Genomic DNA, 26,152 nt, shown 5'->3' on the forward strand with positions numbered 1-26,152 from the left:
AGTAGACGGGCAGCATGGATCAGGCGGAGGGGAGTCGCGCCGGCTCGCCGACGACATCGAACTCGAAGTCGAACTCGTACCCGGAGCTACCGGCGTCGCCGCCGATGCTCGGACGCTTGCCGACGCTGAGCGTTCCGGCGTAGTGCGGCTGGGTGGCGCTGGCGGTCGTGTTGCCGTGCGGGGCGACAGTGAAGGCGACATCCTTACCCGCGTTGGCCCACACGTACTCCCAGAACGATCCGGAATCGTTGGACTGGATCGCGGTGCCCGAGAGCTTCCACGCGGCGGCGCCCGTAGCGATCTCGCCGAAGGTGGGGCCGTCGAGGTCTTCCGGCGCGAGCGTCCACGTCTTCACGTCCTGCCAGACCTGGACGCCGGGCGAGCCGAGAGTGAACGAGAGCTTCTTTCCGCGAATGCGATTCGACATGAGGGGGTTTCCTTTCAGGAAGTGGGCGCGGGAGGTCGGACGAGTACCCGCGCGGAGATGATCGTGACGAGGAATGACGAACCGGAGGCGGGCGCCCATGTGATCGGCTGGGCGACGCTTTCGACCGCGATCTCGTCGGACTCGAGGGCGGTGACGGCTGTGGCGATCAAGTCGTCTAGGGAGTCGCTCAGGGCGGCGTTGTCGCCCTGCCCTGCGATGATCCAGATATCGAGGCGTAGCGCCCGCTCGCCGAACAGCTCACCCGGGCCGAGGTAGGGGTCTCCGGGGAGGACCATGGCCACGGTCCCACGCGGGGCGCTCGGCACGCTGATCGTTCCGGTGATGCCCGCGGCGGTGAGAAGGTCAGCGACCTCCTGCCGCTCGGCGGTGAGCCAGCTCATGCGATCCCCCTCGGGAGGAACGGCGCGAGCATGTCGCGAGCAGCGATCATCGGATCGCGGGCGACGCGGATACCGCCGCCGTTGCCGTCGGGCGTGGCGAATTGCGTAATCCCATTCGGGGCGCGGCGTCGGTGGTACAGCTCGGCGCCGACCTCGAGTACAGCACGATCCCGGATCGCCTCGGGGACCGGCACCGACCCGACGTGCTGGGCGATGAGCGCGATCGCCTCCTCCCAGCACGCCGCGACGAACGACTCATCCTTCGATGCGAATGCGAGATCCGATGAGACGTAGGCCTTGAGGTCGGCGACGGTCATACCCATGGCGGAGCCGATCAGCTCGCGGCGAGCTTGACGGGGACGAGGCCGACGGGCACCTCGGCAGCTACGGCGCCGTAGCGGTAGACGGCGAACGCCTTGGAGAGGTTGACGATGTTCTCGTCAGTGAGCGAGACGAGTGCCGAGTCGTAGGCCTTGATCGCGCGCTTGTTCACGATCACGGCCTTGTCGCCCGTCTGGCCCTCGTCGAGTCGAACGTCGATGCCGGCGAAGTCGCCGCGGAGGCCGGGGAGGTCGAGCGTTCCGCTCGCGTTCTTGTCGTGCACCTGGAAGACGCGCTCGCCCGTGACGGTCAGCGCTCGCAGCGCCTTGAACACAGATGCGGAGACGAGGATGCGATCGATGGTGAGGTTCTCGCCCTCGAGCTTGATCGCGGCATCGATGAGCGCGTTCTCCCAGTTGCCCGCGGTGGAGGCCGCCAGGGTTGCGCCGAGCACGACAACTCCGCCATTGGAGGCGACGCCCTCGCGGGCCGTGATGAGCGAGTTGTATGCGGCGCGCATGACGGCCTTCTTGCGAGCGCCGGCTGCGGTGGCGAGCGCCTCGAGCGAGGTGTTCAGCACATTGACCGTGGAACGCTCGATGCTCTGGCGGGTGAGCTGCGTTCCGCCCGCGTAGGTCTTGACCGGGGTGGTGCGGGTCGTCAGCGAGACCTTACCGAACGTGATGTCGTCGCCTTCGGCGGCCTGCTCGTTCACGGTGATCGTGTTGGGGCCGACCTCGACAAACTCGAGCGTGTTGCCCGTCTCGCCGAGGGTGCCGGTCGCGAACGTCTCCGCCAGTGCGCCCGAGGAGGCGTCGAAGATGCGCACGAGGTCGATAAGGCCCTGCGGCTTGACGACGGTATCGGCGGAAGTGCCGCCCGTGTAGGCACGCTCAGCGAGAGCGGCCTCGTAGGTGCGGACTGTCGCCTCGTCGCCCGAGGCGATGGCCTTGAGGATCTCGCCTGCGGTGCGGTTATCGACAGCGGGCGTCTCGTCGCGGTCGGCGGTGCGGAGGCCCTCGACAGTGCGGCCGAGATCCTCGATGGCGCCGCGAAGTTCGGTTACTTCGGCGGCGGTGATGGTGTCAGTCATGGGGGACTGCCTCTCTGCGGCGCGGGCCGCGGGGTTGGGTGCCGCCGCGTGGCGGACATCAGTGACGACGGCATCGCGGGAGTACGCGCCGAACGGAACAAGGGAGGTTTCGCGGACTTCGATGCGAGTGCGCGTGATGTCGCCGGTCTCGTCGTCCTCGCGGTGCTCAAGCGGGAGAAACCCGATCGACAGTTCGTCCACGACGCCATCGCGGAGGAGCGTGTACGCCTCGTCACCGCGTGGCGTCTCGGAGATTCGGGCCGTGATCTCCCAGCCCTTATCGGTGTCGCGATGTGCAGTGAGGAGGCCGATCGGCTCGGAGTGGCGCCAGTAGAGGAGCACTTTGCCCGAGGTGGGGAGGTTCACGGCGCCGCGCTCGATCGTCTCGCTATAGATGCCCGCGATGTCGGCGGGGGTGTCGTACGGCACGGCGATGCCGGTGAAGGTGCGCGCCTCGGTTTCGTCGGCGCGCACTTGGAAGGATCGATACTCGAGTTCGGTCATGCGGCGGCCTTCTCATTGGTCGGCGCCGCTGCCGGCGCGGGGTGCGGAGAGAGTGGGGGGCGATCGTCGATGCCGGCGACCTCGGGGAGGTTCTCGATCTTGCGGACCTCAGAGGGGAGCAGCCAGCCGGCGGCGATGCCGGCCGCGTGGGCGGCGTAGCGGCTCTGCGTGTCGAGTCGAAGGAGCGATTCGGGGTTGAAGCGTGCGCGCTGGCCCCGCGGGAGGACGGCGGTGAATGCGTCCTCGATCTCACGGAGATCATCGGCAAGCCCGAACTTCACCCACGAGGCGAGTTCCTGGCCGATGTTCGCGTACGTCATCGAATTGCCGTCGAGGGCCGCCATCATGAGCGTGAGCGGCACGCCGAACAGGCGGGCGACGCTTGTCGTGCTCCACTGCTGCGCTTCGATCCACTGCGCGTCGGCGGGTGACAGGTTGAATGGCTTCAGCTCGAGGCCGCCATCCACGACGATCGCGCCGTTGGTGTGGTCTGCCGTGGCGGCGTGCAGTGCCTTTCGCGACTCGACGGCGCTTCCGGGGCCGAGCTGGGGGAGGCGTTGGTCGGTCGACCAGTAGCCGCCCGTAGGGAGGCCGCTGTCGCGGAACCACGCCGCGGCGTAGTCACGCACGTCGAGCGCGCCGCGCAACTCCGCTCGGGCCGCATCGATCGGCCCGAGGCCATAGGGCGTTCCCGGCACGCGGAGTTTGCTCAAGTGCTGGATCTCGGCGAGGGCGAGGTCGTAGCCGCGATACGCGTAGCCGGTGACGCGCCCGCCGCTCGTCGTGCGGATCGTAACCTCGTGCGGGTCGAGCACCTCGAGCGAGTTGACCGATCCGGCCGAGTCACGGCGAATGCGCCAGTATGCGTTCCCGGCAAGGTTGAGGCTCACGGCCGTGCGCTCGATGAATGGGCCGAGAGCGAGGCCGGTCAGGGGGTCCGGCGTGCGGATGATGGCGGGGGTTGCGATGATCTCGCCGCCGCGTTCCACGTCGACAGACATCTGTCGAAGCGCCATCGCCCGGATAGACACCGCCCGGTAAACGGCGATGAGGGTGAGCGCCTCATTCGAGGTGACGGCGATGGTGCTACTACGGCTGGGGATCGTCAGGCCGTCGCCGGACGCCTCACGGCGCTCGGGGGCGCTGCCGAACAGATATTCGGCAATCCGATCCAATGTCTTACCCATTGGTTAGATTTTATGATCGATTCCGGGGTATAAAACGAGGTTCTTTACCCCACCTGAATTCCGATCGCATCCGGGGTCTGATCGAGCACGAGAGCACCGAGCGCGATTGCGTTTAGCGCGTCTACGTGCGTCGCGGAGTCCGCGCGCGAGATCCGGAATCCGTCGCCAGCAGTCTTCCGTACAGCTCGCGGCACCTGTGCGCTAAGGAGAGGCTCGCCGCTGTGGCGGAATCGCCCTGCCCGGATCAGGCCGTGCAGCAGGGCGGCGGCGTTAGTGGCGTCGGCGAGCGTGCCGATGTGCACGGGGTACCCGTACTCGCCGATAGTGCGGCCGAGCTTCCGGAGAGTGTAGCTGTCCATCGCGAACGCGACGGGGGAGAGGCGGGCGAGGTCGAGTGCGATAGTGCGGAGTTGCTCGAACGTCGGTCGGACGAGGCTCGCGACGAGGCGCTCGTGAATGCGCCCCCCCTCGTCGCGGGCGATCAGCGCGAACGTCGCATAGGTCCACCCTGGGGTCGCGTCGATGGCAACGACTGGCGGAGATGAGGGAAACGCCTCGCCATCGCTGCGGCGTGCGGCGTGCCAGTCTTCGGCGTCGATAAACGGCGCGGTGACCGACGAGAGGAACTGATTCAGGTGGTACCGGATCACGTCAGGCTTCGATTTGCTACGGACGATGCTCACGAGTGCGGCGAGGTCAGTGCGCCCACTCGCGACGGCGGGGTTAGCCATCGCGAGCCAGCGCTTCAGGGTTGCGTCATCGTCCGGGATGCGCGCCTCGGGCGCTTCCCATACCCAGAACCCGACTCGGTTTACGCCGCCGTCCGCGATCGCTTCGGCGCCGAGCTTGTAGAGGTCGATGAGCAGTTCGGACGATGCGTCCCCCGCGGTCGTGATGCCGACGACGAGGCAGTCGGGGCGCGCGCCCGTTCCCGACACGAGGTCGCCCCAAAGCGCGCGGCGGAGGATATGCAGTTCGTCGACGAGTCCGAGGTCGATCGGTAGACCCTGGAGGGCTGCGGACTTTGCGGCCTTGATCTCGTATCGTCCGCCCGACTTTGTGCGGATGCCGCGGGTATCGGTCAACCGATGGAACAGCTCAGATAGCTCGGGGTTGGCCGCTACGGCGTCCATTGTGCGGCGGTACACCAGGCCCGCCTGCTCGGCGCTGGAGGCTATGCCGATGACGAGCGCGCGGCGTGAGCGGAGCAGGCGCCACAGTCCGAGGGCTGCCGCGATCTCCGTCTTGCCATTCTGTCGGCCGAGAGAGACGACGGCCTGCTGCCAGCGCAGTTGCCCGGCGCGCTCGTGGCCTTCGGGGAAGACTTCGAGGATCGCGCGGATCAGGTGGATTTGCCACGGCTCGAGCGCGTAGCCGAACGCGCATGCCCAGATGATCGCGAACGCCCTCGCGTACGGGTCGAACGCACTCTTGAAGTCGGGCGCGAGCGGCGGCGTGTGGCGCGTTGGCGGCCACGGGGCGATGTCGGCGAACGGCTGCGCCGTCACTGTGCGACCTTCCGAGAGCGCTTGAGGCCCAGCTTCCGCGCCCACACGTAGGGGCGCGATGCTTCTACGCCGAATGCCGCGCCGATGTCGGCGGCTCGCGCGCCCGCCATCCACATCGCGCGGAACTCATCCTCGCGACCGTCCAGCGCGCTCGGCAGGCCGGGGCGCTTGGCAGTCTTACCTCGTCGGCGAGGCTCGGCCGGTGCGGACATCCATTCACCGGTCGGCAGCTCTCTCGACATGCGCGTACGCGGCCACGAGCCGCCAGGCGGGGGCGTAAAGATGCGATCGACCTCCGCGTCGGTGAATCCGACGCCTCGGAGCAGCGCGCGCGTCATCGCGCTTGGTTCAGACATCGCGGGTCTCGCGGGGTCGGCGTCCCGCTCGGCGCTGGGGGAGGCCGAGGCGCTTAGCCGCGCATCGAACTCCGCTGTACGTGAGGCCGACGGCGGTGGCGATGTCGGCGCAACGCGCGCCAGCGTTCCACATGGCCGCGATCTGGGCGTCTCGCGCCTGGATGCCGTGGGGGCGGGCGAGGTGCGGGGCGTACTTATTGACGACGAACGAGACGTACGCGTGCGTGCAAGCAACCTCGGCGGCAATCTCGACGAAGGTCAGGGTCGAGGGTGCGAGTTCGATGATGCGCGCGCGGCGAGCGCGAGCGTCGAGATGCAATCCGAACGGTGGCCGCTGCCTCCCATTGGCGCAAGCCACGTTCGATACGGTCCTCGTGCTGCGCCCCACCTCTGCGGCGATCTCGGCATGAGACCTGTCGGCGTCGAGTAGCTCAAGGATGCGTTCGCGCTCGACCTCGGTCACGCGCCCGCGCGGCATCAGCGAGCACTTCCGGCCGGCGCCATCGGGATCTCGTAGCCGAGTCGCTCGAGGCCGAGTCGCGCGGCCTCGAACCTCATGAGGTGAGGATCAACCTGCGCGGCGACGCGCGCCGCCACCTCTTGGGGTGCGCGCATCGATTCGGTGAGCCATCGCACGCCCGCGACGCGCCCGATTGCCTGCCCCGCCTCGAAGGCGAGCGCTACAGCCTCGTTCGTGGTCGTGTCGGTCATGCCATCGCCTCCTCAAGCGCTGCGCCGAGCGGCGACTTCGACGGGGCTGCCTGCGGTGCTCGTGCGATCAGTGCGCGGTAGGCGACGCCGTACGCGTTGTGCAGTGCGGCGGTCGGCTCGGCGTCGATCAGCGCCGCGAGCGAGCGAAGCATCGCGAGTGCGGGGGCGTCAGCGGGGGAGAGCCAGGCTTTCCCGCCACGAATCATGGCCTCCGTCGCCGCTGTGAGTGTCTTTCTGGACGAAATCGTCAACCTTCGACCTCTCCTTGAATGTTTGCGAGTCGTTTGTGCAAAGAAGAGGTGGGGGCGGGGCTGGCGTGCATCCGCTCAGAAAAACGAGTCAGCACGGCAGACCGTTCGGGAAGATCTCGCGGTCCCACCACGTCACGCGAACGAGGGGGCGGTCACCTTTCGCCGAGTTGCACGAGCGGCACATCGATGCGAGTTCGCTGTCGTCGTAGACCTTGCCCGCGTTATGGATGACCGCCTCGATGTGATCGACGGTTGCGTCGTGCCGCGGATCGGGATGATCGAACGCGAGCCACGATCCGCACGAGGTGCACACCCAGCCATCGCGATCCAGCACGCGCCGGCGCTGAGCGTTCCACGCGGCACCGCTGGCACTCGCGACGCTCATGCGAGCGCACCCATGCCGGACGGGCGAGGGGCGCCATCCGGGGTCACTGCCGAGCGGAGGGTGGGCATCCGCACGAGGGGGGCACCCGGTAATTGCATACTCGACATGCAATAAGACTACGGGCGTAACGAGGGGTGTTCCCGAGGTGGAATCAACACGGGTGGAAAGGTGGAAGGTGGAAGCCCTTCACTCGGTGAGTGGCCACCTTCGATTGAATCGAGCGATGGTGTGAATTAGAGCCTGACCAGGCATTTAATGATTGAACAAGTCGATTCTAGATATTGTCCATCGTCCACCTGAATGAGGCGTTTCCACCTTCCACCTTTCCACCTTTGAGGGTCGGGGTGGAAACGACCGACGGGCACGAGTCGTTGGCCTGACTCGTGCCCGTCGGTGTATTCCGTCGTCACCAGGACTCGGCGGCGCCGGTCGCGAGCAGTCCGTCCCAGAGGGTTCGCTGGTATGCGCCGAGGCTCTTTCGTGCTGCGCCCATCGTCATCCCCTGTGCGCGCTTCTTGCGCATCTGCGCCAGGACGGTCTGTTCGCGGAGCACATCGCCGGCGCCCGCTGCCTCTTGGTCTGCCTGCGCGATCGCGCGCAAGACCTTGCGGCGCGTCCGACGCGAGTGCTCGATGACGAGTCCGGCGAGGTCCCAGTCCTCGTCGACGAGCGCCGCACGCCCAGCCATCGCCATGAGGCACGCGGCGACCTTTGCGCGGAGCATCGCCGAGTGCGACTCCATCGGGTCGAGAGCGCCAGCGAGCGAGAGGTCGCGCTGCCGGTCGAACTCGGCCTCCATGTCTCCGGTCGCCTCGATCGTTTCGATGCCGCGCCAATCCGGGCGCCCGAGGCGCATGCGCTCGGGGTAACGACCGTCGCGACGGAGGCCGACGAACGGGGCGTATTCGCTGTCGAGCCATAGCATCCGGCCCGGCAGACCTCCCGCCGCTTCGTCTGCCGACATGATGAGGTGCGCGCGAGCGGGCTGGACGTTCAGCGTCGCCACGAGTCGGTACGCGTTCGGCGGGATCTCGATACCGTCGCCCGCGGCCAGCTTGCGGCCGAGCGGTGCGCCGGACTCGCCCGACTTGAGGTACTCGAGGACCGTCGCCCCCTGGCGGGCCTGCACGGCGTTCAGGCGCCCCACCTCATCGAAGATCACGCGGGCCATGTGGTCCGCGGAGCGCCAGATGAGGTCGCCGCGCTTCACGTCGAGTTCTTTGTCGTCGCGGGTCGCGATGTGTCCGAAGAGGGAGGCGATGGCCTCGCCCGACCCCACCTCGTGCGCGTAGCCGAGGTCGCGTCCGAAGTCGAAGATCTCCGCCACAGCGTTCTCGGTGGCCGTTTTTCCACCGCCCGTCGATCCGACGACGGCCAGCAGCAGGTTCACCGGGCGCCGGCCAAGGAACGAGCGGAACGGGATGTCGTACGGGATCGACGCCGCCGCACGGCCGAGCGTGCCGCCGAGCATCGCCCAGGGGCTGAGCTTGAACCGACGCGCCTGCGCCATCAGGTGCTGGATCTCTCGACGGTCGGACGCCCAGAAGCCCTCCGGGTCAACAACGCCCGCCGACGCGGCGGTGAGGCCGTCGGTCGCCTCCGCTGCCGCGGCACGCTCGGCCTTAAGGCTTGCGTCTCGGTACGCGCGCTGCCACATCCAGCCGCCGGATTGGATCGCCGGATGGCCGGCTGCCACGACGCCGGCAGCGACGGCCTGCGTCATCATTTCCGCGGCGTGGGCGGCGGCCTCTTCGTGCGTCGGCAGGCTATCGAGGGTGGCCGCGCTCACGCGGCGTTCTCCGTGCGGAGGCGCTCGAGCACGGCGATGGCCACGCGGCGGGCGAGGTCATCGCGTAGTGCTTCCAACTCGGCGTCCAGCCGGTCGTTCTCCGCGGCCAACTCGGCAACGTGCTCGCGCCAACTCTCCACCTCGGCGCGGAGCGCGGCGATCTCCTCGGCGTGCTCCGCACTCCGGTACTCGGTCAGCACCGAGATCACGGCATCAGCCTCGGCGTCGGATTCGAGGTACAGAAAGCGCCGATGACTCAGCGACAGTCCAGCGGATTGGCCGGTGCTGATGAGGAGGGTCACGCCATCGCGCGTGAGGCTCTCGCCGCCGTGGTACGCGCTCACGCCGCCGCCCCCTTCACGTGCGAGCCGAGTTCGATGCGCCCGATCGCAGTGAAGGGGATCACCGACTGCCGCTGCCGCTCGGTGTCCTCGACGAGGATGGTGATGTCATCCTCTGCCAGCACGACGCCGCTGATCGGCGCCCAGCCTCCCGAGCTTGCAGGGAACACGCGGACCCGTCTCCCGGTGATCGAGGTGCTCTGTTCGGTCATTCTCTTTCCTTTCCTAGTGAGGTCTGTCCTCCTTGCTGCGTATTTACTTGTGCTGTCACAACCAGGCTATGGCCGCTTTTGGGGGTCTTTCCGAGGTCGCGGTGAGAGTGTTTATGCCCTCTAATCAGGCTCTACGCATTCCGGCCACGTTTGTGCGTGATCTCCGATATCTCCCCGCGGAGGCTGGCGATCTGCGCCTCGATCTCATTCAGGCCCAGCGCGATCGTCGCGAGATCGTGGGGCTGGATTGTGATCTCCCGCATGCGGAGCAGTTCGCCCCTATCTGCGTCGAGCTGGGCGATGCGGGCCTGTAGTTCCACGATCTGCCGCGCCTTGCGGATTGCGTGCGCGGTCGCCATTTCGACCGCGCCGTCGCTCGGGAGGCCGTACGGGGCAGCATCGCGGAGCGGCTTGAGGGCGATGTTCATTGCAGTGTCGAGGGCATCGGCGTACCCGCGCCAACCCAACTCGTGCCGGATCGCCTCATCAGCGACGCCCTCCATCAGGCCACCTCGCAGAACCAGTCAGCGGCCAATCCTTCGGCGATGCACGCGGCAGGCGCGGGTGCCCCGACTGATTGGCGCCAAGCCCGATGCTCCGCCTGTGCCTCCTTCCATTCATCCCTCACGATGGCCTCGGCCCACCAAAGGGCTGCGGTCGTCTCTTCGTTCATAGCTATCTCCTTCGTTGTCGGCGGTCGTACTGCGCGCCCCCGGCAGGATTTGAACCTGCGACCAACGGATTAGAAGGCCGTTGCTCTTCCGCTGAGCTACGGGGGCATGTTGCGGCGCTACGTGGTCGACTTCCTCGCGGCGGCCCTCGCTTTGGCTGCCTCGTGATCGCGTACCTCTTGGTGCGTGATGACTTGGATGCGCCCATGCGGGTCACCCGGCTGATTGACGCGAACGGCGGCGAGGGTCGCGCGCACGAGGTTGCGCCGCGCGTCCGCGCCGAGCGACGCCCAGTGGTCGAAGAACACTTTGCGGGCAGTACCCATCGACTCCTCCGCTGCCTCGAAGGCCGCGTCGTCGGCTCCGAAGGAGTGCCACCACTCGTCCACTGCGGCGAGCGCGGCGCGCGCTGCGGCGATGACGGCGAGCTGCCCGGTGTCGGCACGTAGGGCGTCGATTCGCTCGCTCAGGTCGTCATGCTCGGCCTGCAAGCGGCGCGCGCGTGCGAGGTCGCTTGGATCGCCAAACTCTGAGTACATCTCTTTCGACCGGGCGACCTGTTCGGCAATTGCCGCGCGTTGCACGATGAGGTCACGCTGAGCCTCGCCCTCCGTATCCGCGGGGGACTCATGTCGGAGTGCATTCAGCACATCGATCGGGACGCGCTCCTCGAGCAAATCGGCTTTGATTCGTGCGTGTCCAGATGGGACGCGGCGCCCCGGTGTACGCGTAGCTTGCGCAATCTCTTGGCAGACATACGCGGGGCCGCTCTTCCCGTGTGATGCCCAGCGTCCCACGACGAGGTGCGCGCCGCATGAGCATGACGCGACGCCCGACAGGAAGCGGTCAACTGTTGGGCGCCCCTTGCACTCCGGTCGGGCCGTGGTCAGGATCGCCCGAGCTGTCTCGAAGGTCTCCGTATCGATGATCGGCTCGATCCTCGATACGGGCTGAACCTTCCCGTTGGCGACCAGAACGCCCGCGTTGCGCTCACGTAGGAGAGTGTTTCGCACCGTGACGGCAGACCACTCATTGCCGCGCATCGACCGCCAGCCGGTGTCGTTCCACTCGCGCGCGATCTCGCGCACGGGGGAGCCGTCGAGCACGGCGACGTAGGCCTCGCGCAGCAGGGCGGCCTCGCTCTCGCGCGGCGTCATGCCATCCTGCTCGAATCCGAAGACTCGCGGGCGTGGCGCGGGCTGGCCGCTCTTTACGCGCTCGGCATTTCGTGCACGCTTGCGTTCGCCGGCGCGTCCAGCCTCGGCGGCATCCCAGACCGCGATCGTCAGTGCGACCGCGCGGCCGTCCTCGGTGTTGAGGTCGTACTCGGGCGATGCCTCGAACTTGAAACGGAGTCCGCGCGTCCGCGCGAGGTCGATGAGCTGAACCCACTCAGCGGCGCGGCGGGTGAGGCGGGACATGCTGTAAGCGACGATCACTTCGAACTCTCCGCGATCGGCCGCTGCGAGCATCGCGTCGAAGCTCGGACGAGGCTTTCGGGAATTGCTCGATGCGCTTACGTCGTTGTCCTCATAGATGGCCACAACCTCGAGGCCGTTGCGATCGGCAACGCGGCGCCCGATGGCGACCTGGGCGGCAACGCCTTCGCCTTCGCCCTTGTGATCGGCGGAGATCCTCGCATAGAGAGCAGCTTTAAGTGACACATCAAAAGATTACAATCGACGTGTGGAGTGACATCGCCTGCCCCTGGTGCTACATCGGCAAGCGCAACCTCGAGAAGGGCCTCGCCGAAACGGCGGCGGATGCCGACGCCCCGGTGGTGGACGTGACCTTCCACTCCTTCGAGCTGTCGCCGGACACCCCGGTGGACTTCGACGGAGACGAGATCGACTTCCTCGTCGGGCACAAGGGCATGCCGCGCGAGCGCGTGCAGGAGATGCTGGGACATGTGACCGGCGTCGCCGCCGACGCGGGCCTCGCGTACGACTTCGACTCTCTGCAGCACACCAACACGGTCAAGGCGCACGAGCTCCTCCACTTCGCGAAGGAGCAGGGTCTGCAGGATGCCATGACCGAGCGCCTCATGGCCGCGTACTTCACCGAGGGGCGCCACGTCGGACGCGTCGACGACCTCGTCGAACTGGCCGCGGACGCCGGGCTCGACGCCGATGCCGCGAGAACCGCGCTCGAGTCGGGCCGCTATCTCTCGGACGTGCGCGCCGACCAGGCGCAGGCGCAGGCCTACGGCATCCAGGGCGTTCCCTTCTTCGTCATCGACGGCAAGTACGGCGTGAGCGGCGCCCAGCCGCCCGAGGCGTTCGCGCAGATCGCCCGCCAGGTCTGGGCGGAACGCGCCGAGGCCTGACCGCCGCTCCGGCCCCGCGTGTCAGCCGCGGCTCTCCGCCCTGGCATCCGCCGCACCGACGGGCCGACGCATATCTCCGCCGTGTCCCACTTTCGGCGAGGCATGTCCCACTATCTGTCGCCCGGGGCCCCTCGAAACGACAGTTTGTGGGACATGGTTCGCGGGGGAGAGCTAGGTTCTGACTCCCGCAGTTGAGCCCCGCTGAGGTGACCCTGCCCCGGTTTGTGCAGGCCATGTCCCACTTTGAGCAGGGCATGTCCCACTATCTGCGAGGCGTGTCCCACGATCTGTCGTCTGGGGCCCCTCGAAACGACATTTTGTGGGACATGGTCGGAAGGGCGCCGCGGGGTTCCGGCTTTCGTAGTCGTGCGCCGGCGTGCGACCATGTCCCATTTTGTGCAGGCCGTGTCCCACTTTCGGCGGGGTATGTCCTGGATTGTGTCGTTCGCAGGCATCCGGAACAGCACAATCTAGGACATGGCCCGTCGCGCGACGCCGGATGCCGCGCGACGCCGGATGCCGCGCGACGCCGGATGCCACGCGAGGGCGGATGCGGCCGTCGCCGACATCGCCGACGTCGCGGCCGATGTCTCAGGCCGGCAGGCCGGCCTCGATCGCTGCGATGATCTCCGGGGCATCCGGCTTCGTCTGCGGGCGGAAGCGGTGCACGTCGCCGTCGGCCGTCACGAGGAACTTCTCGAAGTTCCACATGATCGGCCCGCGGGCGCCCTCGGCGTTCTTCGCCTTCTTCAGTGCCTTGTACAGGGGAGCGGCGTGCGACCCGTTCACGCGGACCTTGTCAGCGATCGGAAAGCTGACCCCCCACGTGACCGCGCAGTAATCGAGGATCTCGTCCATCGACCCCGGCTCCTGCCCCATGAACTGGTTGCACGGGAACCCGATCACCTGAAGGCCGCGCTCGCCGTAGCTGCGCTGCAGCTGCTCGAGCTGCTCGTACTGGGGCGTGAGGCCGCACTTCGATGCGACGTTGACGATGAGCAAGGCCTTCTCGCCGAACTCGGCGAGCGTGCGCTCGGTGCCGTCGGAGCCTTGGAAGGGGATGTCTCGGATGTCCACAGCGGGGGAGTCGGCCATGCTTTCCACGATAGGCCTGCTGAGGGCGCCGGGTCACGTCGTGGTCTGGGAGAATGAACAGGATGTCCCTGCTCACCGGATCCGCACCCTCCTCTGAGGCGTCCGTGCCGCACGCCGCGCATCCCCTGCGGATCGGACCGATCACGCTGGATGCCCCTGTGGTCCTCGCGCCGATGGCCGGCATCACGAACACGGCGTTTCGCCGGCTGTGCCGCGAGTACGGCGCCGGCCTCTACGTCAGCGAGATGATCACGACGCGCGCTCTCGTCGAGCGGAATGCGACCACGATGCGACTGATCACGCACCACGAGTCGGAGACACCGAGGTCGATCCAGCTCTACGGCGTCGACCCCGCGACGACCGAGGCCGCCGTGCGCCTGCTCGTCGACGAGGATCGCGCCGACCACATCGACCTGAACTTCGGATGCCCCGTGCCGAAGGTCACACGCAAGGGCGGCGGCGCCGCCCTGCCGTGGAAGCTCGGCCTCTTCCGTGAGATCGTCACCCGTGCCGCCCGTGCCGCGGGCGATGTGCCCCTCACGGTCAAGATGCGCAAGGGCATCGACGCGGATCATCTGACGTTCCTCGACGCCGGACGCATCGCGGAGGATGCCGGTGTCGCCGCGGTCGCGCTGCACGCGCGGACCGCCTCGGAGTTCTACTCGGGCACCGCCGACTGGGAGGCGATCGCACAACTCAAGCAGGCCGTCACCGACGTGCCGGTGCTCGGCAACGGCGACATCTGGTCGGGTGAGGACGCCGTGCGCATGATGGCGGAGACCGGCTGCGACGGCGTCGTCGTCGGACGAGGGTGCCTCGGCCGCCCCTGGCTGTTCGGCGACCTCGCGGCGGCGTTCGGGGCCCCGGGCATCCGACCCGACGCGACGCTTGGCTTCGTCGCGGGCGCGTTCCGGCGCCACGCGGAGCTGCTCGTGGAGTTCTTCGAGGACGAGGGGCGCGGGTGCCGCGACATCCGCAAGCACGTCGCGTGGTACTTCAAGGGGTACCCGGTGGGCGGCGAGACGCGCGCGGCGCTCGCGACGGCATCCACGCTCGCCGAGATCGACGACCTGCTGGCGAGCATGGACCTGGAAGCCCCGTATCCCGGAACGCCTGCCGAGGGGCAGCGGGGGCGCGCCGGGACTCCGAAGCGCCCCGCCCTTCCCGACGGTTGGCTCACCAGCCGCGAGATGACCGGTGACGCCGCGCGCACGCTCGCCGATGCGGAGCTGGACACCAGTGGGGGCTGAACCGGGGTCGATCGGCGCCGTCTCGGGTCGTCCCTCGGGGTACGCGGACCACGACGCCGAACGCTACCTCCCCGAGACGCATCGGTCGCAGCGCGACAGCTTCGCGCGCGACCGTGCGCGCGTTCTGCACTCGGCCGCGTTCCGACGGCTGGGATCGAAGACCCAGGTGCTGAGCCCGGCGAGCCCGGCGGATTTCGCCCGCAACCGCCTGACCCACTCGCTCGAGGTCGCACAGGTGGGGCGCGAGCTCGCCGTCGCGCTGCAGCTCTCGCCCGACGTCGTCGACACTGCCTGCCTCAGCCACGACATCGGGCATCCGCCCTTCGGGCACAACGGCGAGCGCGCCCTCAACGAGTGGGCCGCGGACATCGGCGGCTTCGAGGGGAACGCGCAGACGCTGCGCATCCTGTCGCGGCTCGAGCCGAAGGTGATCGGCCCGGACGGGACGTGCGTCGGGCTGAATCTGACCCGCGCGAGCCTGGATGCCACGTGCAAGTACCCGTGGACGGTCGAGCACGCCGTGCCCGACCCGGGCGGCCGCGACAAGTTCGGCGTCTACCCGGACGACGAGCCGGTCTTCCGTTGGCTGCGCGACGGTGCGCCCGGGCGGCTCCGGTGCATCGAGGCGGAGGTCATGGATCTCTCCGACGACATCGCGTACTCGGTCCACGATTTCGAGGATGCCGTCCTCAACAGCTACCTCGATCCGCAGCGCCTGTCCGACACGCGCGAGCGCGAGGCCCTGTTGACCGCGATCCAGACCTGGGTCGGGTACGGCTTCTCGCGTGACGAGCTCGCGGACGGCCTGTACCGACTCACGCTGCTGCCCGAGTGGCTCACGTCGTTCACGGGCGATCGCGCCTCGGTCGCCGGATTGAAGAACCTGACCTCCGCGTTGATCGGCCGTTTCGCCCGCGCGGCGACGACCGCGACCCGGGAGACGTACACGGCGCCGGTGCTCACGCGGTTCCGCGGTCGCGTCGTCGTGCCGCGTGTGATCGAGGCCGAGATGGCGGTGCTCAAGGGCATCATCGGAGCGTTCGTCGTCTCGATCGACGGACGCAAGGGGCTCTACAAGGAGCAGCGGCGCGTGCTCGCGCGCCTCGCCACGGCGCTGGCCGAGCGCCCCGAGCACCTCGACCGGCTGCACGCGGAGGAGTTCGCCCTCGCCGACACGGATGCCGCGCGTAAACGCGTCATCGTCGACCAGGTCGCGAGCCTCACCGATCGGTTCGCCATCGACTGGCACGCGCGACTCGTCGGCCCGGTCGACCTTCGCGAGCTGGGGCTGTGGTCGAACGCGCGCCGCGCGGTCGTCGATGCCGATTTCGCCCTCCCCGAACCGATCGCCGGTCTCTGGCCCGTCGAGGGCGTCTGATGCCCCGCATCGCGCAGGCCGACGTCGATGAGGTGAAGGCCCGCACGAACATCGCCGACATCATCGGCGAGCGTGTCGCCCTGAAATCCGCCGGTGTCGGTTCGCTCAAGGGCCTGTGCCCGTTCCACGACGAACGCAGTCCCAGTTTCAACGTGCGCCCGCAGGTGGGGTACTACCACTGCTTCGGGTGCGGCGAGTCCGGCGACGTCTACTCCTTCCTGCGCGCGATGGACCACCTCACGTTCACCGAGGCCGTCGAACGGTTGGCGGCCCGCATCGGCTACAGCCTGCACTACGAAGATGGGGGAGCGGCGCCCGAGACGAGCGGGCGCACGCGGCTGTACCAAGCCAACACCGCCGCCGCGGAGTGGTTCCGCAGTCAGCTCTCCAGCCCCGAAGCCGAGGCGGCACGACGGTTCCTGGGCGAGCGCGGCTTCGATGCCGGTGCCGCCGCGCACTTCGGCGTCGGCTATGCGCCGAAGGGATGGAACGGCGCCCGCGACGCGTTGAAGGCACAGGGGTTCACCGATGAGGAGCTCCTGGCCGCGGGCATCCTCTCGCAGGGTCAGCGCGGCGCCTACGACCGGTTCCGGGGGCGCGTCATCTGGCCGATCCGCGACGTGACGGGTCAGACGATCGGGTTCGGTGCGCGACGTCTCTATGACGACGACAAAGGACCGAAGTATCTCAACACCCCCGAAACGCCCGTCTACAAGAAGGCGCAGGTGCTGTACGGCCTCGACCTCGCCAAGAAGGACATCTCGCGGTCGCACCGCGTCGTCGTGGTCGAGGGGTACACCGATGTGATGGCCTGCCACCTCGCGGGCGTCACGACGGCGATCGCCAGCTGCGGCACCGCGTTCGGGACGGAGCACATCACGGTTCTCCGACGTGTGATGGGCGACGACAGCGCCTCGGGCGAGGTGGTGTTCACCTTCGATCCGGATGCGGCCGGCCAGAAGGCGGCGCTCCGAGCCTTCGGCGAGGAGAAGCGCTTCGCGGCGCAGACGTACGTCGCCGTCGCGCCCGATGGGCTCGACCCGTGCGATCTGAGGCTGAACAAGGGCGACGGTGCGGTGCGCTCGCTGATGGATGCCAAAGCTCCCATGTTCGAGTTCGTGATGGACCAGCGCCTCGCCGGCTTCGATCTGCGCACGGTCGAGGGGCGCGTCGGCGCGCTGCGCGCGGCGGCGCCGATCGTCGCCGACATCCGCGACTCGGCTCTGCGCCCCGGGTACACCCGCGTGCTCGCACGCAAGCTCGGCCTGGATCTCGGTGAGGTCCGCAGCGAGGTCGAACGCGCGGCGCGCGCCACCCGGGCGGCGACGTCGTCGGCGGGGGGCGACCGGGCCGGGCTCGAGCCCGGTATGCACCGGGCACCTGCGTCGACTCCGGCCGCGGAGGACGCCGAACCGATGACGCGAGTCACGATCGCCTCGCTGCCGCGAACAGCGGATGCCGCGATGGAGCGCGACGCGCTGATGGGGATCCTGCAGTACGGCCATCTCGTCGACGGTGCCGACATCGACGCCGCCCTGGTGCTGCCGATGATCGTCCCCGCGCTCGACGCGGTGCGTCAGAGCGTGCAGGCGCAGCCGGATCGCTCGCGCATCGGCTGGGCCTCCACCGCCGTCGAGTCGGTTCGCGAGCCGTATCAGTCTCTCGCGGTCGAGCTGCTGACGGCTGCCTTCCCGGCGCTCACGGAGGACGAGGCGATATCGTCCACGGGCGCGCTCGCGCGCCGGCTCCGCATCCGTGCCCTCGACCGCGAGAAGGGGGAGCTGCTGGGGGCCATCCAGCGGCTGCCGGCGGAATCGGCCGAGGGCCGCGAAGTGAGGATCGCCCTGCGCGACCTGGACGCCCGCCGTCGGGCGCTGGCCGAGAGCACCTGAGTGCGCCCGAAACGTCACGGTGCCGCCCGTGCCGGCGCTGGCGATCTGGCGTCGAACGCGGCAGGATGAAACCCATGCACGGTCGAGCCCCCAGTGATACCGCGATCATCTGCGACGACCTGACGGTCGCCCGCGGCGGTCTGCGCGTCGCCGAGGGGATCACCGTGCGCGTCGGGACCGGGCGGGCATTGGCGGTCATGGGTCCCACGGGCGCCGGCAAGTCGAGCCTCGTGGCGCTGCTGGCCGGCGCGGACGAGCCCGGTCTGACCGTGGCCGGAGGCTCCGCCTTCGTCGAGGGCATCTCGGTGAGGAAGCGCGGTCGTGCCCAGCGGGTGCGCTCCTATGTCACGGGGTATCTCCCCCAGGGCGCCGGAACGACGCTTCCCGCACGGCTCACCGTCGCCGAGGTGATCGGCGAACCGGTGACGTCGCGCGATCGTCGGGTGAATGAGCGGGCGCTGTCTTTGCGGGTCGCGAGCCTGCTCGACGAACTGGAGCTGCCGCTCGGCGCAGCCACCAAGTATCCGTACGAACTCAGCTCGGGCATGCGGCAGCGCGTCGCGCTCGCGCGCGCGCTCGTCCTCGAGCCGCGGCTGTTCATCGGCGACGACCCCTACGCGAACCTCGACCTCGAAGTCCGTGTCGCGGCGCGCGACGCCCTCCTGCGCCGGCGTGCCGATCGGGGGATGGCGATCGTCATCGTCACGAACGAGAGCGAGGCCGTGCGCGAGCTGGATGCGGACGTCCTGGTGCTGCGCGCGGGGCATCCGGTCGCCTATGGTCACGGCACGGCAGATCTGCTGTGGACACCCGACGAGACGACACGCCTCGCATCCTGATCCCGCGATTGTGCACGAGCACCCCTGGACCTTTGCTAATATGGACGGGTTGCCCGCTCGCGGGTGATTGATCCTCGGTAGCTCAATTGGCAGAGCAGCCGGCTGTTAACCGGCAGGTTCTTGGTTCGAGTCCAAGCCGGGGAGCGAACGGCCCCAGACTCCACTCTGGGGCCGTTTTCGTTTCTCCGAAGATGACACGGGCCGCCCTTCGGGAAGGACGGCCCGTGTCATCGATGTGGTCGTGCCCTCAGGCGTCGAGGTCGTCGATCCCCGGAGTCCAGGATGCGCCCGGTCGACCCCACCCGCGCTTGCGTGAGATCTTCTGCACCGTCTTCCAGTCGCCGTCGTCGAGGCGATCGACGTAGAGGATGCCGTCGAGATGATCGAACTCGTGCTGCATGATGCGTGCGCGCCAGCCGTCGACCTCGATGCGCACCGGTGCTCCCTCGAGGTCGATGCCGGTCACGATGACGCGATCGGAGCGACGGAGAGGAAAGCGCTCGCCCGGGAACGACAGGCAGCCCTCGGACTCCTCATCGGGGTCCGGCGCGCCCGGCTCGAGCGGTACCATCCACAGCTCGGGATTGATGATCTCGCCGCGCCACGGCGCCCCGTCGTCGTCCTGATACGTGTACGTGTAGATCCGCAGGCCCACCCCCACCTGAGGGGCGGCGAGCCCGACACCGGGGGCGGCGTCCATGGTCTCGTACATGTCGGCGACGAGCTGACGGATGTCGTCGGTGATCTCGGCCACGGGAGCCGCGGGGGCGTGCAGGACGGGGTCGCCCATGATGCGAATCGGAAGAACAGCCACGTCCTGAGCCTACCGACCGGCCTCGGCGGTTAGTGTCGAGTGATGCACGCCGCGCCCTCGCTCGATGACGTCGCCGACCAGCTCGTCGGTGTGTTCGCCGATCCCGGCATCCTGATCGGCATCCCGCTCGCCCTGCTCGGGGCGGTCTTCATGTCGTTCGGTGCGCAGTACCAGCACCGTGGCGTCCAGAAGGTCGAGCGGCTGACCCGCACCGACGGGGGAACGGGGCTGACGGGCGGACAGCTGTGGAACCTGCTGCGCAGGCCGTCATGGGTCGCCGGCACGGTCATGCTCGGGCTCGCCATCGTCTGCCAGCTGACCGCACTCTCGTTCGCTCCGCTGATCCTCGTCCAGCCGCTCGGTGCGATCTCGCTGGTCATCACGACTCTGCTGAACGCCCGGATCAGCGGGCACAAGCCCACCGGGCGCTCCATCGCCGCGATCTCGCTGTGCGTGGCGGGCATCCTCGTCTTCGTCACCGTCGCGGCTCTGTACGCCACCGAGACCCCGGTCAGCGACGGTCAGCTCATCACCGTGCTCGTCATCCTGCTCGTCGTCGCGGCGATCCTCACGGCGCTCTGGCTGTGGCTGCGCAGCCGCATCGGCGCACTGTTCTACATCGTGGCGGCGGGGATCATGTACGGCTTCGTCGCCACACTGGCCAAGGTCGTCATCAGCCGCATCCAGTCGGGCGATTTCGAATGGCTCACCGTGCTGTGCGTCGTCGGAGTGATCGCGGGCACCGGCATCGGCGCGTACTTCGTGCAGACCGCGTATGCCTCCGGTCCGCCCGACCTGGTGATCGCAGGCCTCACGGTCATCGACCCGATCGTCGCGATCGTCATCGGCCTCGCCGTTCTGCGAGAGGCCGAGAACGCGCCGTGGTGGGCCTACATCGGGTTCGTCGCGGCCGGGGCTCTCGCGGTCGCGGGTGTCTTCCAGCTCGCGCGGTACCACCCTCAGGTCGTGAGCGACAGCCAGGAACTGCCGATCGAACGCGGGAGCGCGGGCGGTCCGAAGTCGGGAGCGGCCCGCCTCGACGAGGCCGTCAAGAAGGTCTGGCCCGAGCCTCCCGTGCGCGACCGGGACGACCGCGCGCCCCGCTAGGCTGCCGGAGCCCCGCTAGACTTCCGGGGCAGGGGGCGGTGGCCAAGCTGGTTAAGGCAGCGGGCTCATAACCCGACGATTCGTGGGTTCAAGTCCCACCCGCCCTACATCGCGTCCTCCCCTCGAGGGCGCCTCGAGCGTCACACCGGCGCCGCCTCTCATCACTTCGTCGCCGCGCGGCGAGAGGCGAGAAGCGCGCGCAGATCCTCGGCGATGGCTCGCTCGTCCGCCCCGACGAGGGCGCCGTCCTCGACCACGCGGCGCCCCGCGACGAACACATCGCGCGGGCGGCGGCCCGGCGCGGCCCACAGGAGTCCCGCGATCGCGTCGTCGACGCCCGCATCGGCGACCCCCGACACGTCCCACACGCAGAGGTCCGCGGCGGCGCCGACGCGCAGGTGACCCAGCTCGGGTCTGCCGAGGCCACGTGCCGAACCCTCGGTCGCCATCCCCAGCACCTGACGCGCCGACAGTGCGGGGCCGCGCAGCCCCGACACCTGCATCGCCAGTCGGGCATCCGCGAGCAGGTGTCCTGCGTCGTTCGAGCCGCCGCCGCTCGTCCCCAGACCGACGACGACACCGGCATCCGCCAACTCGGCGACGGGCGCGACGCCCCACCCCATCGGCACATCGCAGCCGGGGGCATGGGTGGCGGTGACTCCACGCGCGGCCGCGCGCGCGATCTCCGCGGGTGAGACGTCGCACAGGTGCGCGAGCGTGACATCGGATGCCAGCCATCCCCACTCATCGAGCAGGTCGATCGGGCGTCGCCCGTACCGTTCGAGGGCGATGGCGACGTCGACCTGCTCATTGGCCTGCGTGCGTCGCCGGAGGCCATACCGCGCGGCGACCTCGCTCAGGAGCTCGAACGTCTCGCGTGAGTCCGAGTGCACGCCCGCCGGCCCCACCGCCACCTGCAGCATGCCGTCGGCCGACACCCCTGCCACGGCATCCGATCCGCCCAGCAGCGAGGCGACCACGGCCTCGGCGCCGGCCGCGGCGCGCTGAGGATCGTCGCGTGCGGATCCCCGCACGAACGCCAGCCTGCCGCCGAGACGGCGCGCGGCTGCCGCCGTCGCCCCCGCGAGCGCCGCGTCGTCGCCATCCGCCGGCCAGGTGAGGTGGTGGTCGGCGACGGTCGTGACCCCGCACAGCAACCCCTCGGCGACGGCGACGGATGCCGCGGCGTCGGCGAGCTCGGCATCGACGCCGACCCGGGCGTAGGCCGCGGCCATGGTGGGCAGCCACACGTGCATCGGAACGCTGCGGGTTCCCGGCAGCGTGCGGAACGCGCTCTGCAGGAGGTGATGGTGGGCGTTGACGAGGCCGGCGGTGATCACGCACCCCGTCGCGTCGACCTCGATCTCGTCGCCGCGGGCATGCTCCTGCACGATCCCGTCGCGGACGACGAGCTCCGCCGAGGCATTCGGGCCGCTTCCGACGAGCTCGGTGTGCGAATCGATCATCACCGCCGTCGCTCCGACGAAACGGTAGCCGTGGGTGTTCATCGGTGGCCCTCCAGCCGTCGTGCGATCTCTGCCAGGTCGCGCGCATGTGCGACCTCTCGTCCCGGGGCGGCGCCGCCGGACAGGTTCACGCCGACGACCCCGTCGATCGCGAGCATCTCCGCCGACAGTGCGACGGCGGCGGTGATCCCCGCTTCACGCGGATCGTCGGCGGCGAGGATCGCCTCGACGTACCCGGGCGGAAGGACCAGCGTCGTGAACGTACGCAACAGTGCGGCGGACCCCGCATCGAGGACGACGGGGATGCAGGGGAGGAAGTCGACCTGCGAGCCCAGAGCCCGCGCTTCGGCGATGAACGCGGCCACCGGAGCCGCTCCACCGCAGTGGTTCACGAAGCACAGCTGCGCACCGGCGCGCTCCTTCTCGCGCAGCCGCGCCGCTCGGCGATCGACGGGCGGCGTCGTCGGCGACTCGCCGACCGACACGAGGTGGCCGGCCTCGCGTGCCAGCGCGGCCAACTGCGTCGAGTCGATGTCGAACACCGGGCGGGTGTCGGGTCGGCTGCCGGTCTCGGTGTGATCACCGGTCACGCAGTGCACGGCGCCGGCGCCGGCGTGCGCCAGTCCGGCGAGCTCTCCTTCGAGCGCGACACGATTGCGATCGCGGCAGTTGAGGCCGATGAACGGGATCATCCCGGCATCCGCGATGAGACGGGCGCGATACGTCGGCGCGAACTGGACGCGCGCAGGACCGGCATCCCCCGAGAGCACGGCATCGACCGGGCCCGCCATCGCCGTGATGCACTCCTCGATCGACCGCGCGTCCAGTGCGCGCGCCGGCAGATCGGCGACGACGATCCGCCGAATCCCGAGCAGCGAGCGGACGCGCGCAGCTCCAGGCGCGGGTGCCGACGGTGGAACGGGATCGGCTGTGCGCGGCGCGCGGGACGCGACGACCCCGTGCCACCGCACGGTCTCGACGGCGACGAAAGGGCAGGGCAGCGCGGCGTCGATCTCGCACGACCCGTCGAACCCGACGCCGCCGCACGGGCCGTACTCCATGTGCTTCGGGCACGCGGCATCCGTCCGGACCCGCACGTCAGCCGGCAAGGATCCGCCTGACCCATCCATCGCCCTCGCGCACGTATTCCATCCGCCGACTGGCCGTGAGAGGCCCACCGAACCAGAACACGAGCCGTGCAGGGCGCACGCGGAAGCCGATCCACGAGTCTGGTGCCGTCAGCCCGCCCGGGTGTTCCCGGGCGAACTCCTCCCACTGCCGGATCCGTTCATGCTGAGGCAGCGCGGCGAACTCCGGTGTGTTCTGCCAGGCGAGCTGCTGCAGATACGGCGGACGCGCCGCATAGGCACGCTGCTGCTCCTGTACGGGGGCGACCTCGGCGCGCCCGGCGACGACGAGCTGGTGCGAGACGCCCGCCGAGGGCACGCCGAGCAGGGGGATGCACAGCGCGACCTCGGGGCGCGATCGCACCTGAGCCACCTTGCGCGAACGCTCGTCCGTATGCCAGTAGAAGCCCTCCCTGTCCCACTCGGACAGCAGCAGGGAGCGCGCATCCGGGGCGCCGGAGTCGTCGAGGGTCGCCACGGTCATCAGCGGCCGGGCGGGATCGTCGTTGTGCGGCAGCCACGCGACGAGCAGCTCGAACGGATCGTCGGGCAGGGCCTCCCACTCGTCCGCGCTCATACCGACCTCGCCCCGACGGGCCAGCGGACGATCTCCGCGATGGTCGCCACGCCGGCCGCCGTCAGTTGCTCTGCCAGCTCCGCGCCGATCTCGGCTGTCGCCGTCGTCGGATCGCCGATGACGCCGGAGGGATCCAGGTCGTCGGAGCACCAGCCGAACTGCACCGGGCGCCCGGCGAATCCGATGCGCTCGAATCCGGCGATCTGCGTGGGAACGGCGGGGGAGGCATCCGTCATGCTGACGAGCTCGGGGCGCAGGTGCCGCAGCAGGGAGGTCTCGCCATGACCGCCGTGGATGCCGAAGCCCTGCTCGGTGGGACCCGGCGGCACCACGACGCCGTCGAGGAACGTCCGCAGCCCGAATCGTCGACGTAGTTCGCGCAGCGCGACGTTCAGCGGGGCGATGTTCCCGCCGTGACCGTTGTAGAAGAGCACCGTCCGGGCGCGTGTGGTCGCGATCGAGCGGCCGAGGTCCACGAGCACGCGCGAGAACGTGTCCGCTGAGAGCCAGAGCGTCCCCGGTGCCCACGCGTGTTCATCCGACTTCGTCACCGCCAGCGCCGGCAGCAGCCACGCGTCATGCCCCTCCGCGACGGCGGCGTCGACGATCCGGGACGCGAGAGATTCCGCCATGATGACGTCGGTGGCCAGCGGAAGGTGGGCGCCGTGGTGCTCGACGGCGCCCACGGGGATCACCAGCACCGAGAACTCGTCGAGTCGCTCCGCGAGCGCAGGGCCCGACCAGTCCGCCCACCGGCGCGACGCGGCGTTCACATCTGGCTCCCGGTGCGGAACGTGCCCGGTTCGACGAGCTTGCCCGGATTCATGAGTCCCTCCGGGTCGGTCCGAGCCGCGAAGGCGATCGTCTCGGCGGGCTCGTAGTCGACGTACCACTGATGGGGGTTGTGCCAGCCGACACCCAGTTCTTCGATCCTCGGAAGACCCGCGTAGACGCCGTCGGCGCCACGATAGATTCCCGCGAGCATGCCGATCGGCCGTCCCTGTTGCGCCTCGATGTGCAGCATCCCGCCCTCGTACACCGCCTCGAGCTCATCGATGCGGTCGACGATCGACTGACCCCACACCTCCACGTGGAAGTAGGTGTCGGGATGCGCCTTCTGCAGCCACTCGATCGGGTGGTTGTAGCTGGTCATCGACAGCTTCACGCAGGCCTGCGCTCCGTCACGCACGTCTTCCACGCGTCCACCGGCCGCCTCGACGAGTGCCGTCGCCGCGGCGACGCTGGCCTCGTCGAGGATCGCGCGCAGACTCGCCCGACCCGCAGGGATGGCCGGATCCGCGGGAAGCGCTTCGGCGAGCGGTGCCGGATCTCCCGACACGAGTCGCGGCGTCGGGGTGAGCTCTCCGATCGGCATGAGGACGCGGAGCAGATCGTGATAGTCGTCGAAGCTCGCGAAGAAGGCGCGCCACGGCTGCAGCGGCTCCAGGCGCACGGTGACGGTCGCGATCACCCCGACCGTCCCGTACTTGTGCAGGTAGGGCTCGGTCTCCTCGCCCGTCACGTGCACGAGATGCGCGTCGGGTACGGCGTGCACCACGTCGAGTGCGGTGACGAATCCCGTGTGGATCATGCCGTGGGCGATCGATCCGGTGCCGCCCGAGCCGCCCGAGACGAACCCGCCGACGGTGGACTGGGCGGTGGACGGGTACTGCAGCACCTGCTGGCCGGAGCGGATCGCGGCCTGCTCGATCGCGATCATGGTCGCGCCGGCCTCGGCGCGCAGCCAACCGTCGCCGACCTCGAGGACGCGCCGTGCGCGCGACGTGTCGAGCACGAGGCCGCCGCCCATCGGCAGGGTCTGGCCGTAGTTGGCGGTGCCCTTGCCGCGCGGCGTGATCGGAACGCCGTGACGCACGGCCGCGCCCACGACGGTGGCGATCTCCTCCGCGGAGGTGGGATAGGCGACGAGCTGGGCGCGCCCCAGCGGCAATTGCTCGGCGATCACGGGCGACAGATGCGACCCGTCGATGGATGCTCGGTCGAGCGCGCCGGGTTCGTCGCTGACGGCGTCCGGTCCGAGACTCGTGCGCAGCTCGGCGGCCAGCGCCTCGATCCGCGTGGGATCCACGACATCGTTGGGCATAGGAGGGGTTCCTCTCGAAA

At 69.0% G+C, this 26,152-nt stretch carries 30 protein-coding genes and 3 tRNA genes; 8 read left to right on the forward strand and 25 right to left on the reverse strand.

The features are described from left to right. Positions 1-19: 19 nt before the first annotated feature. The 18 genes from JOE64_RS06900 to JOE64_RS06985 all read right to left on the reverse strand — a co-directional run bounded on the left by JOE64_RS06900 (position 20) and on the right by JOE64_RS06985 (position 11,821). Entirely contained in the window at positions 20-427 is a 408-nt protein-coding gene (locus tag JOE64_RS06900; protein WP_204963571.1) for a hypothetical protein, read from the reverse strand. 14 nt (positions 428-441) lie between these two features. Then, complete coding sequence (locus tag JOE64_RS06905) at positions 442-828, reverse strand: hypothetical protein (protein WP_204963572.1); 387 nt, start codon at positions 826-828, stop codon at positions 442-444. Beyond that, complete coding sequence (locus tag JOE64_RS06910; protein WP_204963573.1) at positions 825-1,151, reverse strand: hypothetical protein; 327 nt, start codon at positions 1,149-1,151, stop codon at positions 825-827. Before JOE64_RS06910 ends, JOE64_RS06905 begins: the two co-directional genes overlap by 4 nt. A gap of 11 nt (positions 1,152-1,162) precedes the next feature. Next, positions 1,163-2,746, reverse strand: coding sequence for an HK97 family phage prohead protease (locus tag JOE64_RS06915; RefSeq protein ID WP_204963574.1), 1,584 nt, complete (start codon positions 2,744-2,746; stop codon positions 1,163-1,165). After that, a complete protein-coding gene (locus tag JOE64_RS06920) occupies positions 2,743-3,933 on the reverse strand; it encodes a phage portal protein (protein ID WP_204963575.1) in 1,191 nt (396 codons plus the stop codon). Before JOE64_RS06920 ends, JOE64_RS06915 begins: the two co-directional genes overlap by 4 nt. Positions 3,934-3,977: 44 nt before the next feature. After that, positions 3,978-5,441, reverse strand: coding sequence for a terminase large subunit domain-containing protein (locus JOE64_RS06925; protein ID WP_204963576.1), 1,464 nt, complete (start codon positions 5,439-5,441; stop codon positions 3,978-3,980). After that, entirely contained in the window at positions 5,438-5,683 is a 246-nt protein-coding gene (locus JOE64_RS06930) for a hypothetical protein (protein ID WP_204963577.1), read from the reverse strand. The genes JOE64_RS06925 and JOE64_RS06930 overlap by 4 nt, the downstream gene beginning before the upstream one ends. Before the next feature lie 106 nt (positions 5,684-5,789). Beyond that, positions 5,790-6,275, reverse strand: a complete 486-nt coding sequence (locus tag JOE64_RS06935) for a helix-turn-helix domain-containing protein (RefSeq protein ID WP_204963578.1) — start codon at positions 6,273-6,275, stop codon at positions 5,790-5,792. After that, complete coding sequence (locus JOE64_RS06940) at positions 6,275-6,508, reverse strand: hypothetical protein (RefSeq protein WP_204963579.1); 234 nt, start codon at positions 6,506-6,508, stop codon at positions 6,275-6,277. The genes JOE64_RS06935 and JOE64_RS06940 overlap by 1 nt, the downstream gene beginning before the upstream one ends. Beyond that, positions 6,505-6,714, reverse strand: coding sequence for a hypothetical protein (locus JOE64_RS06945; RefSeq protein WP_204963580.1), 210 nt, complete (start codon positions 6,712-6,714; stop codon positions 6,505-6,507). The genes JOE64_RS06940 and JOE64_RS06945 overlap by 4 nt, the downstream gene beginning before the upstream one ends. 133 nt (positions 6,715-6,847) lie before the next feature. Further along, the gene (locus JOE64_RS06950) at positions 6,848-7,144 is read right to left on the reverse strand and encodes an HNH endonuclease (protein WP_204963581.1); all 297 of its coding nucleotides are present in this window, start codon (positions 7,142-7,144) and stop codon (positions 6,848-6,850) included. A gap of 406 nt (positions 7,145-7,550) precedes the next feature. Further along, the gene (locus JOE64_RS06955) at positions 7,551-8,933 is read right to left on the reverse strand and encodes a P-loop NTPase family protein (RefSeq protein ID WP_204963582.1); all 1,383 of its coding nucleotides are present in this window, start codon (positions 8,931-8,933) and stop codon (positions 7,551-7,553) included. Further along, complete coding sequence (locus JOE64_RS06960; protein WP_204963583.1) at positions 8,930-9,277, reverse strand: hypothetical protein; 348 nt, start codon at positions 9,275-9,277, stop codon at positions 8,930-8,932. Before JOE64_RS06960 ends, JOE64_RS06955 begins: the two co-directional genes overlap by 4 nt. Continuing rightward, positions 9,274-9,486 (reverse strand): hypothetical protein, encoded by a 213-nt coding sequence (locus JOE64_RS06965; protein WP_204963584.1) that lies wholly within the window; start codon positions 9,484-9,486, stop codon positions 9,274-9,276. Before JOE64_RS06965 ends, JOE64_RS06960 begins: the two co-directional genes overlap by 4 nt. A gap of 131 nt (positions 9,487-9,617) precedes the next feature. After that, complete coding sequence (locus tag JOE64_RS06970) at positions 9,618-9,989, reverse strand: hypothetical protein (RefSeq protein WP_204963585.1); 372 nt, start codon at positions 9,987-9,989, stop codon at positions 9,618-9,620. Further along, on the reverse strand, positions 9,989-10,159 hold the full coding sequence (locus tag JOE64_RS06975) for a hypothetical protein (protein ID WP_204963586.1): 171 nt from the start codon (positions 10,157-10,159) through the stop codon (positions 9,989-9,991). Before JOE64_RS06975 ends, JOE64_RS06970 begins: the two co-directional genes overlap by 1 nt. A gap of 34 nt (positions 10,160-10,193) precedes the next feature. Further along, positions 10,194-10,265, reverse strand: a tRNA-Arg gene (locus tag JOE64_RS06980). Positions 10,266-10,276: 11 nt separating this feature from the next. Further along, positions 10,277-11,821 (reverse strand): recombinase family protein, encoded by a 1,545-nt coding sequence (locus JOE64_RS06985; protein ID WP_204963587.1) that lies wholly within the window; start codon positions 11,819-11,821, stop codon positions 10,277-10,279. Positions 11,822-11,841: 20 nt separating this feature from the next. Here JOE64_RS06985 and JOE64_RS06990 point away from each other — a divergent pair, with 20 nt between their 5' ends. Further along, positions 11,842-12,483 (forward strand): DsbA family oxidoreductase, encoded by a 642-nt coding sequence (locus JOE64_RS06990; RefSeq protein WP_372432886.1) that lies wholly within the window; start codon positions 11,842-11,844, stop codon positions 12,481-12,483. Between the two features lie 591 nt (positions 12,484-13,074). Here JOE64_RS06990 and JOE64_RS06995 read toward each other — a convergent pair. Then, positions 13,075-13,578: a glutathione peroxidase gene (locus JOE64_RS06995; RefSeq protein WP_204963589.1), complete on the reverse strand. Its 504-nt coding sequence runs from the start codon at positions 13,576-13,578 to the stop codon at positions 13,075-13,077. Between the two features lie 62 nt (positions 13,579-13,640). On the opposite strand from JOE64_RS06995, the gene dusB reads away from it, so the two are divergent. From dusB to JOE64_RS07020, 5 genes are all read left to right on the forward strand, one after another. Then, a complete protein-coding gene (gene dusB / locus JOE64_RS07000; RefSeq protein ID WP_239531725.1) occupies positions 13,641-14,828 on the forward strand; it encodes a tRNA dihydrouridine synthase DusB in 1,188 nt (395 codons plus the stop codon). Further along, entirely contained in the window at positions 14,800-16,206 is a 1,407-nt protein-coding gene (locus tag JOE64_RS07005) for a deoxyguanosinetriphosphate triphosphohydrolase (RefSeq protein ID WP_204963590.1), read from the forward strand. The genes dusB and JOE64_RS07005 overlap by 29 nt, the downstream gene beginning before the upstream one ends. Then, positions 16,206-18,098 (forward strand): DNA primase, encoded by a 1,893-nt coding sequence (gene dnaG / locus JOE64_RS07010; RefSeq protein ID WP_204963591.1) that lies wholly within the window; start codon positions 16,206-16,208, stop codon positions 18,096-18,098. The genes JOE64_RS07005 and dnaG overlap by 1 nt, the downstream gene beginning before the upstream one ends. Positions 18,099-18,172: 74 nt before the next feature. Further along, a complete protein-coding gene (locus JOE64_RS07015) occupies positions 18,173-18,937 on the forward strand; it encodes an ATP-binding cassette domain-containing protein (RefSeq protein ID WP_204963592.1) in 765 nt (254 codons plus the stop codon). 71 nt (positions 18,938-19,008) lie between these two features. After that, a tRNA-Asn gene (locus JOE64_RS07020) sits at positions 19,009-19,081 on the forward strand. 103 nt (positions 19,082-19,184) lie between these two features. On the opposite strand, the gene def is transcribed toward JOE64_RS07020, so the two are convergent. Beyond that, positions 19,185-19,751, reverse strand: coding sequence for a peptide deformylase (def, locus tag JOE64_RS07025; RefSeq protein ID WP_204963593.1), 567 nt, complete (start codon positions 19,749-19,751; stop codon positions 19,185-19,187). A gap of 42 nt (positions 19,752-19,793) precedes the next feature. On the opposite strand from def, the gene JOE64_RS07030 reads away from it, so the two are divergent. Together JOE64_RS07030 and JOE64_RS07035 are read left to right on the forward strand one after the other, a co-directional pair. Continuing rightward, positions 19,794-20,858 (forward strand): DMT family transporter, encoded by a 1,065-nt coding sequence (locus tag JOE64_RS07030; RefSeq protein ID WP_204963594.1) that lies wholly within the window; start codon positions 19,794-19,796, stop codon positions 20,856-20,858. A 32-nt stretch (positions 20,859-20,890) separates the two neighbouring features. Then, positions 20,891-20,965 (forward strand) — tRNA-Ile (locus JOE64_RS07035). Positions 20,966-21,019: 54 nt separating this feature from the next. On the opposite strand, the gene JOE64_RS07040 is transcribed toward JOE64_RS07035, so the two are convergent. From JOE64_RS07040 to JOE64_RS07060, 5 genes are read right to left on the reverse strand one after another with little or no spacing between them, the layout of a single operon-like run. Continuing rightward, positions 21,020-22,366, reverse strand: coding sequence for an amidohydrolase family protein (locus tag JOE64_RS07040; protein ID WP_204963595.1), 1,347 nt, complete (start codon positions 22,364-22,366; stop codon positions 21,020-21,022). Continuing rightward, positions 22,363-23,433: a methylenetetrahydrofolate reductase C-terminal domain-containing protein gene (locus JOE64_RS07045; protein WP_204963596.1), complete on the reverse strand. Its 1,071-nt coding sequence runs from the start codon at positions 23,431-23,433 to the stop codon at positions 22,363-22,365. Before JOE64_RS07045 ends, JOE64_RS07040 begins: the two co-directional genes overlap by 4 nt. Continuing rightward, positions 23,423-24,028, reverse strand: coding sequence for a pyridoxamine 5'-phosphate oxidase family protein (locus JOE64_RS07050; protein ID WP_204963597.1), 606 nt, complete (start codon positions 24,026-24,028; stop codon positions 23,423-23,425). The genes JOE64_RS07045 and JOE64_RS07050 overlap by 11 nt, the downstream gene beginning before the upstream one ends. Further along, positions 24,025-24,801 (reverse strand): creatininase family protein, encoded by a 777-nt coding sequence (locus tag JOE64_RS07055; protein ID WP_204963598.1) that lies wholly within the window; start codon positions 24,799-24,801, stop codon positions 24,025-24,027. The genes JOE64_RS07050 and JOE64_RS07055 overlap by 4 nt, the downstream gene beginning before the upstream one ends. Beyond that, positions 24,798-26,132, reverse strand: coding sequence for an FAD-binding oxidoreductase (locus JOE64_RS07060; protein ID WP_204963599.1), 1,335 nt, complete (start codon positions 26,130-26,132; stop codon positions 24,798-24,800). Before JOE64_RS07060 ends, JOE64_RS07055 begins: the two co-directional genes overlap by 4 nt. Between the last annotated feature and the right edge of the window lie 20 nt (positions 26,133-26,152).

Origin of the sequence: Microbacterium dextranolyticum (assembly GCF_016907295.1) — a bacterium.
Classification (GTDB): Bacteria; Actinomycetota; Actinomycetes; order Actinomycetales; family Microbacteriaceae; genus Microbacterium; species Microbacterium dextranolyticum.

Excerpts from the sequence above, each read along its gene's own strand:
- JOE64_RS06900 (WP_204963571.1), bottom strand. The coding sequence starts at position 427 with ATGTCGAATCGCATTCGCGGAAAGAAGCTCTCGTTCACTCTCGGCTCG.
- JOE64_RS06905 (WP_204963572.1), bottom strand. The coding sequence starts at position 828 with ATGAGCTGGCTCACCGCCGAGCGGCAGGAGGTCGCTGACCTTCTCACC.
- JOE64_RS06910 (WP_204963573.1), bottom strand. The coding sequence starts at position 1,151 with ATGGGTATGACCGTCGCCGACCTCAAGGCCTACGTCTCATCGGATCTC.
- JOE64_RS06915 (WP_204963574.1), bottom strand. The coding sequence starts at position 2,746 with ATGACCGAACTCGAGTATCGATCCTTCCAAGTGCGCGCCGACGAAACC.
- JOE64_RS06920 (WP_204963575.1), bottom strand. The coding sequence starts at position 3,933 with ATGGGTAAGACATTGGATCGGATTGCCGAATATCTGTTCGGCAGCGCC.
- JOE64_RS06930 (WP_204963577.1), bottom strand. The coding sequence starts at position 5,683 with ATGTCGAGAGAGCTGCCGACCGGTGAATGGATGTCCGCACCGGCCGAG.
- JOE64_RS06935 (WP_204963578.1), bottom strand. The coding sequence starts at position 6,275 with ATGCCGCGCGGGCGCGTGACCGAGGTCGAGCGCGAACGCATCCTTGAG.
- JOE64_RS06940 (WP_204963579.1), bottom strand. The coding sequence starts at position 6,508 with ATGACCGACACGACCACGAACGAGGCTGTAGCGCTCGCCTTCGAGGCG.
- JOE64_RS06945 (WP_204963580.1), bottom strand. The coding sequence starts at position 6,714 with ATGATTCGTGGCGGGAAAGCCTGGCTCTCCCCCGCTGACGCCCCCGCA.
- JOE64_RS06950 (WP_204963581.1), bottom strand. The coding sequence starts at position 7,144 with ATGAGCGTCGCGAGTGCCAGCGGTGCCGCGTGGAACGCTCAGCGCCGG.
- JOE64_RS06965 (WP_204963584.1), bottom strand. The coding sequence starts at position 9,486 with ATGACCGAACAGAGCACCTCGATCACCGGGAGACGGGTCCGCGTGTTC.
- JOE64_RS06970 (WP_204963585.1), bottom strand. The coding sequence starts at position 9,989 with ATGGAGGGCGTCGCTGATGAGGCGATCCGGCACGAGTTGGGTTGGCGC.
- JOE64_RS06975 (WP_204963586.1), bottom strand. The coding sequence starts at position 10,159 with ATGAACGAAGAGACGACCGCAGCCCTTTGGTGGGCCGAGGCCATCGTG.
- JOE64_RS06995 (WP_204963589.1), bottom strand. The coding sequence starts at position 13,578 with ATGGCCGACTCCCCCGCTGTGGACATCCGAGACATCCCCTTCCAAGGC.
- dusB (WP_239531725.1), top strand. The coding sequence starts at position 13,641 with ATGTCCCTGCTCACCGGATCCGCACCCTCCTCTGAGGCGTCCGTGCCG.
- JOE64_RS07005 (WP_204963590.1), top strand. The coding sequence starts at position 14,800 with ATGCGGAGCTGGACACCAGTGGGGGCTGAACCGGGGTCGATCGGCGCC.
- dnaG (WP_204963591.1), top strand. The coding sequence starts at position 16,206 with ATGCCCCGCATCGCGCAGGCCGACGTCGATGAGGTGAAGGCCCGCACG.
- JOE64_RS07015 (WP_204963592.1), top strand. The coding sequence starts at position 18,173 with ATGCACGGTCGAGCCCCCAGTGATACCGCGATCATCTGCGACGACCTG.
- JOE64_RS07030 (WP_204963594.1), top strand. The coding sequence starts at position 19,794 with ATGCACGCCGCGCCCTCGCTCGATGACGTCGCCGACCAGCTCGTCGGT.
- JOE64_RS07040 (WP_204963595.1), bottom strand. The coding sequence starts at position 22,366 with ATGAACACCCACGGCTACCGTTTCGTCGGAGCGACGGCGGTGATGATC.
- JOE64_RS07050 (WP_204963597.1), bottom strand. The coding sequence starts at position 24,028 with ATGAGCGCGGACGAGTGGGAGGCCCTGCCCGACGATCCGTTCGAGCTG.
- JOE64_RS07060 (WP_204963599.1), bottom strand. The coding sequence starts at position 26,132 with ATGCCCAACGATGTCGTGGATCCCACGCGGATCGAGGCGCTGGCCGCC.